Annotated in this window: 13 protein-coding genes; 2 read left to right on the top strand and 11 right to left on the bottom strand. The window is 74.7% G+C overall.

Translation table 11 applies throughout. The features are described 5' to 3' along the window. Positions 1-38: 38 nt before the first annotated feature. Positions 39-1,886, bottom strand: a complete 1,848-nt coding sequence (gene recQ, locus IT780_RS28045) for a DNA helicase RecQ (RefSeq protein WP_199514783.1) — start codon at positions 1,884-1,886, stop codon at positions 39-41. Beyond that, entirely contained in the window at positions 1,883-2,701 is an 819-nt protein-coding gene (locus tag IT780_RS28050; RefSeq protein WP_199514784.1) for an alpha/beta fold hydrolase, read from the bottom strand. The genes recQ and IT780_RS28050 overlap by 4 nt, the downstream gene beginning before the upstream one ends. A gap of 107 nt (positions 2,702-2,808) precedes the next feature. Between IT780_RS28050 and IT780_RS28055 the strand changes: the two genes are divergently transcribed. Continuing rightward, positions 2,809-4,161, top strand: a complete 1,353-nt coding sequence (locus IT780_RS28055) for an alpha/beta hydrolase (RefSeq protein WP_199514895.1) — start codon at positions 2,809-2,811, stop codon at positions 4,159-4,161. Here the strand turns inward: IT780_RS28055 and IT780_RS28060 are convergent. The 8 genes from IT780_RS28060 to IT780_RS28095 all read right to left on the bottom strand — a co-directional run bounded on the left by IT780_RS28060 (position 4,134) and on the right by IT780_RS28095 (position 11,896). Continuing rightward, on the bottom strand, positions 4,134-6,068 hold the full coding sequence (locus IT780_RS28060; RefSeq protein WP_199514785.1) for a SpoIIE family protein phosphatase: 1,935 nt from the start codon (positions 6,066-6,068) through the stop codon (positions 4,134-4,136). The two genes, IT780_RS28055 and IT780_RS28060, sit on opposite strands and share 28 nt — an antisense overlap. A gap of 86 nt (positions 6,069-6,154) precedes the next feature. Continuing rightward, positions 6,155-6,802, bottom strand: coding sequence for a GTP cyclohydrolase II (locus IT780_RS28065; protein WP_199514786.1), 648 nt, complete (start codon positions 6,800-6,802; stop codon positions 6,155-6,157). Between the two features lie 51 nt (positions 6,803-6,853). Next, positions 6,854-7,543: a RibD family protein gene (locus IT780_RS28070; protein WP_199514787.1), complete on the bottom strand. Its 690-nt coding sequence runs from the start codon at positions 7,541-7,543 to the stop codon at positions 6,854-6,856. A gap of 37 nt (positions 7,544-7,580) precedes the next feature. Further along, a complete protein-coding gene (locus IT780_RS28075) occupies positions 7,581-8,627 on the bottom strand; it encodes a lysylphosphatidylglycerol synthase transmembrane domain-containing protein (protein WP_199514788.1) in 1,047 nt (348 codons plus the stop codon). Between the two features lie 58 nt (positions 8,628-8,685). Further along, positions 8,686-9,486 carry a class I SAM-dependent methyltransferase gene (locus IT780_RS28080; RefSeq protein WP_199514789.1) on the bottom strand — a complete coding sequence of 267 codons (801 nt, stop codon included), beginning with the start codon at positions 9,484-9,486 and terminating at the stop codon, positions 8,686-8,688. Next, on the bottom strand, positions 9,483-10,517 hold the full coding sequence (locus IT780_RS28085) for a glycosyltransferase family 4 protein (RefSeq protein ID WP_199514790.1): 1,035 nt from the start codon (positions 10,515-10,517) through the stop codon (positions 9,483-9,485). The genes IT780_RS28080 and IT780_RS28085 overlap by 4 nt, the downstream gene beginning before the upstream one ends. Continuing rightward, complete coding sequence (locus IT780_RS28090) at positions 10,514-10,912, bottom strand: 6-pyruvoyl trahydropterin synthase family protein (RefSeq protein WP_199514791.1); 399 nt, start codon at positions 10,910-10,912, stop codon at positions 10,514-10,516. The genes IT780_RS28085 and IT780_RS28090 overlap by 4 nt, the downstream gene beginning before the upstream one ends. Then, positions 10,913-11,896, bottom strand: coding sequence for a zinc-dependent alcohol dehydrogenase (locus tag IT780_RS28095; protein ID WP_199514792.1), 984 nt, complete (start codon positions 11,894-11,896; stop codon positions 10,913-10,915). Between the two features lie 123 nt (positions 11,897-12,019). Here IT780_RS28095 and IT780_RS28100 point away from each other — a divergent pair, with 123 nt between their 5' ends. Then, entirely contained in the window at positions 12,020-12,811 is a 792-nt protein-coding gene (locus IT780_RS28100; protein WP_199514793.1) for a CDP-alcohol phosphatidyltransferase family protein, read from the top strand. Positions 12,812-12,814: 3 nt separating this feature from the next. On the opposite strand, the gene IT780_RS28105 is transcribed toward IT780_RS28100, so the two are convergent. Further along, positions 12,815-13,699: an ABC transporter substrate-binding protein gene (locus tag IT780_RS28105; RefSeq protein WP_199514794.1), complete on the bottom strand. Its 885-nt coding sequence runs from the start codon at positions 13,697-13,699 to the stop codon at positions 12,815-12,817. Positions 13,700-13,705 lie beyond the last annotated feature (6 nt).

A 13,705-nucleotide genomic window follows, 5' to 3' on the forward strand; every position in this document is an offset into this window, starting at 1 on the left:
CGCCGGGCCCCGGCCCGGTCACCGATTTCCCGGCTGCTTCACCCCGCGGCGAGGGCTTCGAGGACCGGCTGGCCGTACTTGGCGAGCTTGTTCTCGCCGACGCCGCTGACGGTGGACAGCTCCGCCAGCGAGCCGGGCTGCAGCGCGGCGATCTGGCGCAGGGTCGCGTCGTGGAAGATCACGTACGCCGGGACGCCGGCTTCCTTGGCCGCCGAGGCGCGCCAGGCGCGCAGCCGCTCGAAGGCCGCCGCGCCCGCCGCGTCGAGGTCCGCCGCGGGCGCCGCGCCGCCGCTGCCGGAGGATGCGCGCCGGGCCCGGGGTGCGCGGGTGCGCTCCGGCTCGCGGCGCAGCATGACCTCCCGCTCCCGGCGCAGGACGCTGCCGCTGGCGTCGGTGAGCACGAGCGTGCCGTAGTCGCCCTCGACCGCGAGCAGCCCTTGCGCCAGCAGCTGCCGGACCACGCCGCGCCACTCCTGCTCGCGCAGCTCGGTGCCGATGCCGAACACCGACAGCTCGTGGTGGCGGAACTGGGTCACCTTCTCGGTGGTCTTGCCGAGGAGGATGTCGATGGACTGCCCGGCGCCGAACTTCTGTCCCCGCTCCCGCTGCAGCCGCAGCACCGTGGAGAGCAGCTTCTGGGCGGGGACCGTGCCGTCCCACGACTCCGGCGGGTTCAGGCACGTGTCGCAGTTGCCGCAGGTGGGATCCGCGGCCTGGCCGAAATACGCCAGGAGCTGCGCGCGGCGGCACTGGACCGTCTCGCACAGCGCGAGCATCGCGTCGAGGTGCGCGCCCAGGTTGCGCCGGTGCGCGGCGTCGCCGTCCGAGGTCTCGATCATCTTGCGCTGCTGGACCACGTCCTGCAGCCCGTACGCCAGCCACGCCGTCGACGGCAGCCCGTCCCGCCCGGCCCGCCCGGTCTCCTGGTAGTAGCCCTCCACCGACTTGGGCAGGTCGAGGTGCGCCACGAACCGTACGTCCGGCTTGTCGATGCCCATGCCGAACGCGATCGTCGCGACCATGACCAGGCCGTCCTCGCGCAGGAACCGGCTCTGGTTCGACGCGCGGGTCTGCGCGTCGAGGCCGGCGTGGTACGGCAGGGCGGCGATGCCCTGCTGGGTGAGGAACTCGGCGGTCTTCTCCACCGAGGCGCGTGACAGGCAGTAGACGATGCCCGCGTCGCCCTTGTGCTCGGTGCGCAGCAGGTCGAGCAGCTGCCGGCGGGGCTCGTTCTTGCCCACGATGCGGTACTGGATGTTGGGCCGGTCGAAGCTCGCGGTGAAGTGCCGCGCGCCGGTCAGGTCGAGCCGGGTCGCGATCTCCTCGCGGGTGGCGCTGGTCGCGGTGGCGGTCAGCGCGATGCGCGGCACGTCGGGCCAGCGCTCGTGCAGCATCGACAGGTTGAGGTAGTCGGGGCGGAAGTCGTGGCCCCACTGGGCGACGCAGTGCGCCTCGTCGATCGCGAACAGGGCGATCCGGCCCTGGTCGAGCAGCCGCTGGGTGGCGTGCGAGCCGAGGCCCTCGGGCGCGACGTAGAGCAGGTCCAGCTCGCCGGCGAGGAACTGCTGCTCGGTGCGGCGCCGCTCGTGCGCCTCCTGCGTCGAGTTGAGGAAGCCGGCTTGCACGCCGAGCGTGCGCAGCGCGTCGACCTGGTCCTGCATGAGCGCGATGAGCGGCGAGATCACCACCCCGGTGCCCGGGCGCACCAGCGCGGGGATCTGGTAGCAGAGCGACTTGCCGCCGCCGGTGGGCATGAGCACGAGCGCGTCGCCACCGGCGATGACGTGCTCGATGATCTCGTGCTGCCCGCCACGGAACCCGGAGTAGCCGAAGACCCGGCTGAGCACGTCGAACGCGGGACCGGTGAGCGGGGGAGCGGAAGTCACCCCGCGAGTTTAGTGACTCCGTCGCCGCCTGCTCCGGGCCCTGTGGACAGCGACCGTACGGCGGCCGCGGTCCGCTCGGGGAACTCCGCGTGCGGGTAGTGCCCGCCGCCCTCGATCATCATCACCGTGCCGTGCAGCCGGTCCGCGATGAGCTGCGCCTCCGCGGCCGGGTCGGGGAAGTCGGCGTCCTTGGTGCCCATGACCACGAGGGCGGGGACGTGGACGTCGCCCAGCAGCGCCTCGCAGGCCGACTTGTCGCCGGAGAACTGGGCCCGCAGCGCCGCCATCCGGCCCGGCTCGGCCATCTGCGCGGCCAGGCGGCGGCGCGCGGCGGCGAAGTCCGCGGGGCGGCGCGCCTTGAACGACGACGCCCAGTACGCCATCCACAGCGGCCGGAAGCGGCCGACCGCGGCGACCGCGAGCCGCAGGAACGCGTTCGGCCTGGGCATGACCCGCACGAACGGCCCGGTGAGGACGAGGCCCGACACCGCCTCGGGGGCGACGGCGGCCACGCGCACCGCCGACGCCGCCGTGTACGAGTTCGCCAGGAGCAGCGCCGGACCGGCGTCGAGGTGCCGCAGCAGGGCGAGCACGTCGTCCGCGGTCGCGTCGGGGGAGTAGTCGGGCCAGACGGCGTCGCTCTCGCCCTGCCCGCGCGGGTCCAGCGTGACGACCCGGTGCCCGGCGGCCGTGAGCAGCGGGGTGAGGTGCCGGTACGACTGGCGGTTGTCGCCGATCCCGGGGAGGCAGACGACGAGCGGGCCGCTGCCGGTGTCGTCGTACGCCAGGGAGCCGAGCGGGGTCTGAAGTCTCATAGCCGTAAAGCTACTGCCATTAGCCAGCGCCGTCAACTGTCTTAGGGGGACGCTCCGGGAAACACCCTGATGACCGTGCGGCGGCCGGGCCGAAGCATCGACGCATGATGATTGCCCGACCCTTGGTCCTGGCGATGGCGGCCGGCATGCTCGTGGCCGCCCCCGCCCATGCCCGCCCGCCCACGCTCGACTGGCACCCCTGTGCGACGAGCGGAGCGGAATGCGCCACGCTGCGGCTCCCCGTCGACTGGGCCGACCCCGCGGGGGAGACGTTCGACCTGGCCGTCGCCCGCCGCCGGGCCACCGACCCGGCCGCGCGCGCCGGCACGCTCGTCTTCGGCCCGGGCGGCCCCGGCGACTCCGGCACCGCCCGCATCGAGACGGGGATCGGCCGGTTCAGCGCGGAGCTGCAGCGCCGCTTCGACATCGTCAGCTTCGACCCCCGCGGGGTGGGCCGGAGCCACGCGATGCCGTGCGGGCCCGCGTACGCCGACCCGGTGGTGCACAGTCAGGCCGAATTCGATCAGCGCGTGAAGGACAACCGCGCCCTCTGGGACCGGTGCCGCGACACGTACGGGGCCCTGTTCGACCACGCCGGCACGGCGAGCACCGTCCGCGACCTCGACGCCCTGCGCGCCGCCCTGGGCGAGTCCCGGCTCACCTTCCACGGCAGCTCGTACGGCACCCTCCTCGGCGAGGAGTACGCCGAGCGCTACCCGTCCCGGGTCCGGGCGATCGTGCTGGAGAGCTCGGTCGACCACAGCCAGGACACGGGCGGCTTCCTGCGGACGCAGGCGTGGGCGCTGCAGGATTCCTTCGACGCGTTCGCCCGGTGGTGCGCCGAGACCGCATGTGATCTGCCGCGGCACGACGCTCACGCCGCCTGGGCCCGGCTCATGGCCGACGCCGACCGGGGCGCGATCAACCTGTCGGCCTGGGACCTCACCGTCACCGCCCACCGCTACCTCTACGGCCCGGACTACGCGACGCTCGCAGCGACGATGCGGACCCTGCTCGACCACGAGCCGGCGGAACGGGCCGCGCCGCCCCCGCCCGTCTCCGCCGTGTTCTGCAACGACTGGGCGCTGCCGGTCCGCGACTACCGCCGGTACGCCCAGGAATTGAAGCGGGCGCAGACCCGGGACCTGCGCTACTCGGCCGGCGTCATGGCGGTCGGCATGTGCCTCGGGTGGCCGCGGCCCGTGGCGAACCCGCAACACCGGCTCGACGTGCACACGCGTACGCCGCTGCTGCAGATCAACGCGCGGCACGACCCGGCGAGCGGCTACAACTGGGCGTTGTCCGTCTCGCACCAGCTCGGCCGGTCCGGGGTGCTGCTCACGTACGCCGGCGCCGGGCACGGCTCGTACAACAGCGGCTCGGGGTGCATGCGGGCGGCCGTGGACGCGTACCTGATCGATCTGGTGGTTCCTCAGCGCGGGGCGGTGTGCCCGGCCTGAGTGATCCGGTGCGGCAGCGCCACCAGGTCGAGGACGAGCTGGGCGGCGCTGCCGCGGCCGGCGTGCAGGTCCAGCGGGGCGCCCTGCCGCCGGTGCCGCTCGGCGACCTGGTGCAGGGCGGACACCCCGGCGCTGGCCAGCACCGTCACCCCGGTCAGGTCGACCGCGAGCGGGAGCGCGCCGCCGCGGCTGCGGCGCAGCAGGTCCTGCCGCAGGTGGGTGGCGGTGGTCGCGTCGACCGGGCCGGTGACCCGGACCTCGTCGGGGCCGGCCTCCTCCAGCCGCATCGGCTCGGCGCGGCCCGGGCGGCCGTCGGGGCGGCGACCGGCGCCGGGCTTGCGGGCCGGGCGGGTCAGCATGTGCCGCAGCGTCGCGACCGTGCCCGCCGGGCCGGGCTCCACCCGGAGGTCCCCGACGAGCTGGGCGGTCAGCGCCAGCCCTCGCCCGCGCAGCGACTTGCGGGCCGGCTCGCGCCAGGTGCCCTGGTCGCGGACCTCGGCGACGACCTCGCCGCCCGGGTCGAGCCGGACGGTCATCCGGACGGGCCCGCCGGTGCGGCCCTCGTACCCGTGCTCGATCGCGTTGGTGACCAGCTCGCTCAGCGCGTGCTGCAGCACGAACGCGTCGTCGTCGGTCGCGCCGGCGGCGGCGAGCCAGTCCGTGACGGCCGCCCGCGAGGCGCGCAGCGAGGACAGCTCCGCCGGCAGCTCCAGGGTCAGCTCCGGCGGCGGAGGGACCCGTTGCGCGGCGAGCAGGGTGATGTCGTCGCTGTGCCCGCTGATCCGTACCAGCAGCTCGACGGTCTGGCTGCACACGCGCTCGGCCGCGGTGTCGTGCGGGGCGTGCAGGGCCTGCCCGATGGCCGCCGACGCGGCGACCCGGGCGAGCTCGGCCCGGCCGGCGGGCACGGTCAGGCCCGGCCGCTCCAGAATGCCGTCGCTGTGCAGCAGCAGCAGGTCGCCGATCTCCAGGCGCTCCTCGCAGACCGCAAAACCGCTGCCGGTGCCCAGCGGTGCGGCGCCGCTGGGCGACAGGTAACGGGTGTCACCGCCGGCGCGGATCAGCAGCGGCGGAGGATGCCCGGCAGTGCAGTACGCGACGTCACCACTGCGCGGATCCAGCACGGCGAGGCACACGGTGGCCGCGTGCGCGGCGGGGTTGCGCCGCGCGAAGCGGTCCGCGGCATCCAGCGCCTCGGCGACGTCCGCCCCGCCGGCGAGCCGGTCCTGCAGCACCGCCCGCAGCTGTCCCATCACGCCCGACGCGGCAACCCCGTGGCCCACGACGTCGCCGACGACCAGCGCGACCGTGCCGTCCTCCCGCGCGACCGCCTCGAACCAGTCGCCGCCCGCCGCCCGGTCGGTGTCGGCGAGCAGGTAGCTCGCCCCGATCTGCGCGCCCGGCAGCACGGGCAGCCCGCGGGGGAGCAGCTCGCGCTGCAGGGCGGTGACGACGTCCAGGGTCTTCTCGTAGCGCTCCTGCATATGGTCCGCCCGGCTCTCGGCGTCGAGCCGGGCCTGCACCATCGGCGTCACATCGAAGCCGGCCCCGATGACGCCGCGGACGCTGCCGTCGGCGTGCCGCCACGGGCTGATGGAGAAGGTGGTGTAGATCTCGTGCACCGAGCCGTCGGGGCGGGTCAGGGTCGCCCGCCATTCGACGCCCCGCATCGGTACGCCGGAGTGCAGGACCTCGGCGTAGAGGTCGATCCACTGCTGCCCGCCGACGTCGGGGAACACCTCGCCGAGCGGCCGGCCCAGGGTCTCGCGGCCCGGGATCAGCGCCCGGGTGGCCGCGTTGACGTACGCCAGGCGCAGGTCCGGGCCCTCGCAGACGATGAGGATGAACGGCAGCTGCTCCGCCGCCGAGGTGACCATCTCCGGGTCACCGGCCCGCCCTGCGTCCATCCCACCGCGCTTCCCACCTCGACGCCGTCAAGCCATCATCGTGCCCGACCGCCGGAGCCGCACGTCGCCCGGCGGGTGCGGCCGCCTCAGAGTCCGGGCAGGTCGAGGGTGTGCGCGGTGTGGGTGGCCTTCGTGGCGAGGTAGCGCAGGTTGGCCGGGGACAGGTGCACGCCCGTCGGGATGCGCTCCTTGACCTCGACGCCGCACGCCTGCAGCTGCGCCGCCTTGTCGGGGTTGTTGCTGAGCAGGCGGACCTTGTCCACGCCGAGCGCCAGCAGCATCTGTGCCGCCGCCGTGTAGTCGCGCTCGTCCTCGCCCCGGCCCAGCGCCACGTTCGCCTCGTACGTGTCCAGCCCCGCCTCCTGCAGCGCGTACGCGTCGAGCTTGGCGTACAGGCCGATGCCGCGGCCCTCCTGACGCAGGTAGAGCAGGAGCCCGCCGGCGGTGGCGATCCGTTCGACGGCCTCGCGCAGCTGCGGCCCGCAGTCGCAGCGCTGGCTGCCGAAGACGTCGCCGGTGAGGCATTCGCTGTGCGGGCGGACCAGGGGCGCGTCGAGGACCGCCCGTTCCCAGTCGCCCAGCCCCAGCGCGAGGTGCTCCCGCCCGTCGATCAGCCCGTCGAACGTGAGCACCCGGGCGGTGGTCGCGTAGCCGTCGGCGAAGCGCAGCGGCACCGTGACGCGCGTGCGTACCGTCGCCCCCGGAACGTCCCTCCAGCCCGGCGCTTCGGACATCGGCCCCCCATTCTCGATGGTCATTGTGTGCTTTCCCGGTGGCGGCCGGGGTCAGTCCTGGAACCGGTCGGACAGCGCGTAGCGCAGCAGCACCACGTCGCCGATCCGGCGGACGCCGGCGAGCTGCGCGCGGCGTTGCGCGCACCACGGGAAGTCGCCGTCACCGACGAAGCGCGGCGCCTTGGAGTCGCCCACGAAGAACGGCGCGACGACCAGCTGGAGCTCGTCGGCGAGCCCCGCGGTCAGGAACTGGGTGTGGACGGTGCCGCCGCCCTCCACCATGAGCCGGGCGATGCCGCGGGCGGCCAGATCACCGGCCACCCGGCGCAGGTCGACCGGGTCGCCGCCGTCGACGACGGTGGCGAGCCGGCCCAGCTTGCGCCGGGCGGACGGCATCGCCGGGGTCGCGCAGTACACCAGCTTGGTGGTGTCGCCGAGGGTGAAGAACCGGGCCTCCGGGTCCAGGTCGCAGCTGCCGGTGACGGTGACCTTGACGGGATCCGGGGACTCCCCGCGCGCCTCGCGGGCCTTGCGCCGGGTCTCGTCGCGGATCAGCAGCCGCGGGTTGTCCCGGCGTACGGTCCCCGCGCCGACCAGGATCGCGTCGCAGCCGGCGCGGACCTCGTCGACCCGGTCGAAGTCCGCGTCGTTGGAGAGCAGCAGCCGCTCGTCATCGGCGCTGTCGACATATCCGTCGATGGACATGCCGCAGCTCAGCAGGACGTACGGCCGATCTTCCACCGGACCAACATAATCCGCGCCGAGGGTGGCGGCACCCTCACGCACCGCTGCCGACCAACTCCCGGACGGGGCGGGCGGCCGGACGGACCGGTGCAATCTCCACAATCTCCACGAGCGGCACGGCGGGCATTGCCGTCCGCGCCGCAGCCCGCGCCCGGGCCCGGCCCGCGGCCCGGGTGACGATGACCACCAGGCCGGGCAGGGCCGCGACGAAGGCGAAGAGCCCGTAGACGACGGAGATCGTGAGGCCCTGGGTGGCGCTCAGGCCGGCCGCGCCGAACGCCCAGGCGGTGACCCCCTCGCGCGGCCCCCAGCCGCCGACGTTCACCGGCAGCGCCATCGACAGCAGGGCCAGCAGCATGAGCGGCGTGAGGCGCAGCAGCGAGGCGTCGGAGCCGGCGGCGCGGGCCGCGACGACGAAGGTCGCCAGGTGCCCGGCCAGCACGACCGTCGAGGCGAGGAGCACGCCGGGCCAGTTGCCGCGGGCGAGCAGCCCGGCGCGGATCTCGGCGACCGCGGTCCGGGCCGCGCGGGCCCATCGCGACGCGCCGCTGCGCAGCCGGCCGACCGCCACCACCAGCAGGACCGCGGCCGCGGCGAGGGTCGCGGCGGTCACCGCGACCGCCTGCCCGTGCTCGCGCAGATGCGACGACACCGGCGACGGTACGGTCAGCAGCACCACGAGCCCCACGCCGACGAGCACGATCTGCCCGGCCGTGCGTTCCAGCACCACCGCCCGCACGCTCTTGCCGACGTCACCGGCGTCCCGCCCGTGCTGCACGGCCCGGTCCACGTCGCCGAGCACGCCGCCGGGCAGGGCCGCGTTGATGAACAGGGCCTTGTAGTAGTCGGCGACCGCGCCCCGCAGTGACAGCCGCAGGCCGAGGCCGCGGGCCACCAGGCACCAGCGCCAGGCGCTGAAGACCGTGGTGGTGACGCCGATCGCGAAGGCGACGCCGAGGGTGGGGGCGTCGATCACCCGCAGCCCGTCGACGAACGCCCCGGTGCCCAGGCGCCAGAGCAGCACGGCGAGGATTCCCACCCCGCCGAGCAGCCGTGCCCACGCCCAGATCGATCGGTTCATGCCGCCCCCTCGAAGCTTGCCGTCCTGACACTCATACGTCCGGCCGGCGGTGGGCGGTTCAGTCCTTCCGCGCGTAAAGATCTTGGTGATCCACCGTGGCGCGCAGCGAGCCGGCCTCGATCTCGGCCAGCCGGGCCGCGAGATAGTCGTCAAGCTGCAGCTCAGGGCGCTGGTCGGCGGCCGCGGCCACCCAGCCCCGCAGCCATTCGGCGAGCAGCCCGGCAGTTTCCGGGCCCAGCCGCCACGGGCTCGATCGGGTGGTGACCGTCACATCGGCGCTGGCGAAGGCCTGGGCCGCGGCGCCGACCGCCTCCGGGCCGAGCAGCCGGCGGCCGTCCGTCTCGCGGCGCTGGTGCTCGTTGAAGGCCGCGGCCACCTCCGCGTCGAGCGGGTGCGGCGGGTCGAAGGTGACCTCGCCGGTGACCGAGAGCGTGAACAGCGCGGGCACACCGGCCGCCGCGCACACCTCGGCGAGCGCGGTGACCTCGTCCGCGGTGAACAGGTCGAGCAGCGCCGAACACGTGACCAGCGACACCCCTGCGAGGTCCGCGGCGGTCAGGTCCGTGACGTCGCCCTGGGCCGTCTCCGCGGTGACCGGGCTGCCGTCCGCCGCCGCGGTGGGCAGGTGCTCGGCCGCGTACGCCAGCAGCGCCGGGTCGCGGTCCTGCAGGATCCACCGCTGCGGCCCGGGCAGCCGGGGAGCGAGCCAGCGCGCCAGCGAGCCGGTCCCGCAGCCGAGGTCCCGGACGACCAGCTCGCCGCCGGCCGGCCGGAGAAGGCCGACGAGGTCGGTGGAGCGGGCGGCGGCGTCCGCGGGCTCGCGCAGCGACAGCCACTCGGTGCTGAACTCTCCGGTCATAGGTCAAGTACCTCGCTCAGTCGTCGGGTCGTCTCGTCCCAGCCGCGCAGCTTCTCCCGGCGGGCGCGGGCCGCGGTGCGCCAGGTGGCGCGCAGCTCGGCGTCGGTCAGCCACCGGCGCAGGGCCGTGGCCAGGGACTCTACGTCGCCGGGCGGGACGAGCCCACCGGGCACGGTGCCGTCCGGTGCCCGCCCGACCGCCTCCGGCACGCCCTCGACCTCGGTGCCGAGCACCGGGATGCCACGGGCCAGCGCCTCGGTGACGACCATCCCGTACGTCTCCGCGCGCGACGGCAGGACGAGCAGGTCGGCGGCCGCGTACGTGGCATCGAGGGCCGCGCCGGTGCGGGTGCCGGCGAAGCGCACGCGCTCACTCCGGGACCTCACCCGTGCGGTGAAGGCGGGGTCGCGGTCGAGCGCCCCCACGCAGACGCACTGCCAGGGCAGGTCGTCGAGGCTGACGAGGGCCTCAACCAGCACGTCCTGGGCTTTTCGCGGGGTGACAGCGGCGACGGACAGCAGGCGGTGGCCCTCCGGGCTGCCCTGCGCGAGCGGCGCGGGATCCACGCCGGGCGGCGCGACGTGCACGGTGCCAGGCCGCAGGCCGTGCAGGGCCTCGATGCGGCGGGCGGCGCCCTCGCTGGTCGCCACCACGGCTGCCGCCGCCCGTACGGTACGGCGCTCCCGGGCGGCCAGCTCCGGTGCCGCCCCGACCTCGTCGCCCAGCGGGAGGTGGACCAGCACGACCTGCCGCAGCCGCGCGGCGTGGGCTTCGACGATCCCGGGGACCGCGCACGCCACGAGGCCGTCCATCAGCACGGTCGCGCCGTCCGGGAGCCCGCGCAGCGCGTCGTCCAGCTCCCGCGTCTGCTCCGCCTCCGGGTACGGCCACGGCCCCGCGACCGCGATCTCGTGCACCGTACGGTCCGCCGCCAGCCCGGTGAGCACCCGCCGGTCGTACGTGTTCCCGCCGCTCGGTGCCGCCGGGTCGTCGATGTCGCCCGGCAGCACCGCGTACAGCGGATCGGTCACAGGTCTCGCTCGTACGTCGCCCACGCGATGTGCGACTCGTGCAGCGTGACCGCGATGCCGGTGAGCCCGCCCGCGCCCGCGCCGAGCGCCCCGCTCGCCGCCTTCCCGGCGAGCCGGTCGGCGATGACCTTGGCCAGGTACTCGGTCGAGGTGTTGATCCCGGCGAAGTCGGCCTCGTCGTCGAGGTTGCGGTAGCTGAGGCCGCCGCAGATCGCGTGCAGCTCCTGGCTCGCCAGCCCGATGTCGACCACGATGTTGTCGGCGTCCAGCTCGGGACGCTTGAACGTGGCGTCCACGACGAACGTGGCGCCGTGCAGCTTCTGGGCCGGTCCGAAGACCTCACCGGTGAAGCTGTGCGCGATCATGATGTGGTCACGGACGGTGACGCTGAACATTCACTCTCCCGTCGGGTAGGTGATGAGGTGACACAGGGCGGGTAGCTCCCCGCCGGTGAGCCGGGGCAGCACCGTGGGCAGCTCGGCGAACGCCGACTCCCCGGTGATCAGGGTGTCGAACACCGGGTCGGCGAGCAGGTCCAGGGCTACCGCCAGGCGGTCGGCGTACGAGCGGCGCCCGCGCCGGGCCGGGGCGATACCGCCGACCTGGCTGCTCCGGACCGTCAGGCGGCGGGAGTGGAAGAACTCGCCGAGCGGGACGCTGACCTCGCGGTCGCCGTACCAGCTGAGCTCGACGACCGTACCCTCGGCGGCGAGCAGCTCGAGCGAGCGGGTCAGCCCGGCGGAGGTCGCGCTGGCGTGCACCACCAGGTCGCAGTCGTCGCGCGCGTCCGGTGGCGATGCGAAGTCCACGCCCAGCGCGGCGGCGATCGCGGCCTTGGCCGGGTCGGTGTCGACGAGCTGGACGCGGGCGCCGGGGAAGCGGGAAAGGATCGCGGCCACGCTCGCGCCGACCATGCCCGCGCCGACGACTGCGATCCGGTCGCCGATCAGCGGCGCGGCGTCCCAGAGGCCGTTGAGCGCGGTCTCCACGGTGCCGGCGAGCACGGCGCGCCGGGCCGGGACCTGCGGCGGTACGACGGTCACCGCGTCGGCCGGGACGACGTAGCGGGTCTGGTGCGGGAAGAGGCAGAACACCGTACGGCCGAGAAGCTCTTCGGGGCCCTGCTCGACGACGCCGACGTTGAGGTAGCCGTACTTGACCGGGGCGGGGAAGTCGCCGTCCTGGAACGGGGCGCGCATGGCCCCGTGCTGGCTCTCCGGCACGCCGCCGCGGAACACGAGCGTCTCGGTGCCGCGGCTCACGCCGGAGTGCAGCGTGCGGACCAGCACCTCGTCCGGACCGGGCTCCGGGACGTCCACCGGCCGGATCTCGCCCGCCCCGGGACGCGCCAGCCAGAACGCTTCCGCCGTACCCGTCATGGGGGTTTCTCCTCCGGCCGCTGAACCGAACGCGCCGGGGACGCGTGTTCTTGGACAGCGGCAACCATACGCGGGACCCGATCTTGCCCACCCGGAGGCACTGTGACACTCAGTATCGACACCATGACGGCTCGTTCCGGCCGGGGGCCGCTGGCCGGGGTGGCCGCGCAGGTCCTGATCATGGCGGCGCTCGCCGTCACGGCGGGCCTGAGCGTGGCGGGCTGGCTGGCCGGCCTCGCGTACGCCGTGGTGTTGTGCTCCCTGCTGCGCTCCGGGATGGGCCGGGCCGGGATGCGCGCCATGGGTCCCGCCAACGCGGTGACACTCGGCCGGGCCACGCTGGTCGGCGCGGTGACGGCGCTGGTGGTCACGTCCTTCGAGCACACCGTGCCGCTGCCCGTGCTGGTGACGCTGGTCGGCGTCGCGCTCGCCCTCGACGGCGTCGACGGTCAGGTGGCCCGGCGTACGGGCAACGTCACCTCGCTCGGCGCGCGGTTCGACATGGAGGTCGACTCGTTCCTCGCGCTCGTGCTGAGCGTCTACGTCGCGGGCACGGTCGGCTGGTGGGCGCTGCTCATCGGCGCCGCCCGCTATCTGTTCGTCGCGGCGGCGGCGGTGGCGCCCTGGATCCTCGCCGCGCTGCCGCCGCGCTTCTCCCGCAAGGTCGTCGCCGCCACCCAGGGCGTCGTGCTGGTCGTGGCCACCGCGGGCCTGCTGCCGGTCGCGCTCACCCGCGTCGTCGTGGCGGCCGCGCTTGCCTCGCTGGTCTGGTCGTTCGGCAAGGACATCGCCTGGTTGTGGCGCGCCGAGCAGGAGCGCCGCGCCTCGGTGGCCGCGGCGCACCGGGACCGCGTGCTGCGGCGTACGGTCCCCGGCATGCGGCGGACCCGGCGCCCCGCCTCGGTCAGCGCCTGAGCGTCAGGAGATCCGCCGTACGCTCCCCGGCGGCGCGTCGGGCACCGCGCCGGGGTGCAGCACCGCCGCGATCGCCTCGACCCCGTCGACCAGCCGCGGCCCGGGACGCACCACGAGGCCGTCGCCGTCGATCGCCCACACCGCGGCTCCCGGGAAGTGCGGCACCACGCGGTGGGCCTGGTCCGCGGCGCCGTCGAGGTGGAATCCGCACGGCGTGACCAGCACGATGTCGGGCCGGGCGGCCGCGAGCTCGGCGTACGACGTCTCGACCGAACGCGCGCCGGGGCGGGCCGCGACGGGCTCCCCGCCGGCCGCGGTGACGAGGTCGGGCACCCAGTGACCCGCGGTGAACGGCGGGTCGACCCACTCGACGACGACCACCCGCGGTCGCGGCCGGCCCGCCACCGCCGCGGCGACCGCGTCCAGTCGCCCGCGCAGCGAGGTCACCAGAGCCGCCGCGCGCTCCGGCACCCCGGCCCGTTCGCCCACGGTGTGGAAGGTGCCGAGCACCTCCTCCAGCGTGTACGGATCCAGCGACACCACGTCCGCCCGGCAGCCCAGGTGCTCCAACGCGTCCGAGACGTCGCCGGAGGGCAGCGCGCACACGCGGCAGAGGTCCTGGGTGAGGATCAGGTCGGGGGACAGGCCGGCGAGCGCGTCCTCGTGCAGCGTGTACAGGTCGCCGCCGGCCGCCAGCTGGGACTTCACGTACTCGTCGATCTCGGCGGGGCTCAGGCCGCGGGTGTCCCGGCCGCCGACCACCACCGCCTTGTCGGTCCGGGCCCGCGCCGGCTCGTCGCACTCGAAGGTCACGCCCACCAGGTCGGCGTCGAGGCCGAGGGCGTACACGATCTCCGTGGCGGAGGGCAGCAGCGAGACCAGGCGCATGGTCCG

The organism is Nucisporomicrobium flavum, assembly GCF_016464385.1.
In the GTDB taxonomy this organism is placed as follows: domain Bacteria; phylum Actinomycetota; class Actinomycetes; order Mycobacteriales; family Micromonosporaceae; genus Actinoplanes; species Actinoplanes flavus_A.

Bases quoted from the DNA above. Each gene is read 5' to 3' on its own strand.
- IT780_RS28075 (WP_199514788.1), bottom strand. From the start codon at position 8,627: ATGAACCGATCGATCTGGGCGTGGGCACGGCTGCTCGGCGGGGTGGGA.
- IT780_RS28065 (WP_199514786.1), bottom strand. From the start codon at position 6,802: ATGTCCGAAGCGCCGGGCTGGAGGGACGTTCCGGGGGCGACGGTACGC.
- IT780_RS28050 (WP_199514784.1), bottom strand. From the start codon at position 2,701: ATGAGACTTCAGACCCCGCTCGGCTCCCTGGCGTACGACGACACCGGC.
- IT780_RS28095 (WP_199514792.1), bottom strand. From the start codon at position 11,896: ATGACGGGTACGGCGGAAGCGTTCTGGCTGGCGCGTCCCGGGGCGGGC.
- IT780_RS28090 (WP_199514791.1), bottom strand. From the start codon at position 10,912: ATGTTCAGCGTCACCGTCCGTGACCACATCATGATCGCGCACAGCTTC.
- IT780_RS28055 (WP_199514895.1), top strand. From the start codon at position 2,809: ATGATTGCCCGACCCTTGGTCCTGGCGATGGCGGCCGGCATGCTCGTG.
- IT780_RS28100 (WP_199514793.1), top strand. From the start codon at position 12,020: ATGACGGCTCGTTCCGGCCGGGGGCCGCTGGCCGGGGTGGCCGCGCAG.
- IT780_RS28060 (WP_199514785.1), bottom strand. From the start codon at position 6,068: ATGGACGCAGGGCGGGCCGGTGACCCGGAGATGGTCACCTCGGCGGCG.
- IT780_RS28080 (WP_199514789.1), bottom strand. From the start codon at position 9,486: ATGACCGGAGAGTTCAGCACCGAGTGGCTGTCGCTGCGCGAGCCCGCG.
- IT780_RS28105 (WP_199514794.1), bottom strand. From the start codon at position 13,699: ATGCGCCTGGTCTCGCTGCTGCCCTCCGCCACGGAGATCGTGTACGCC.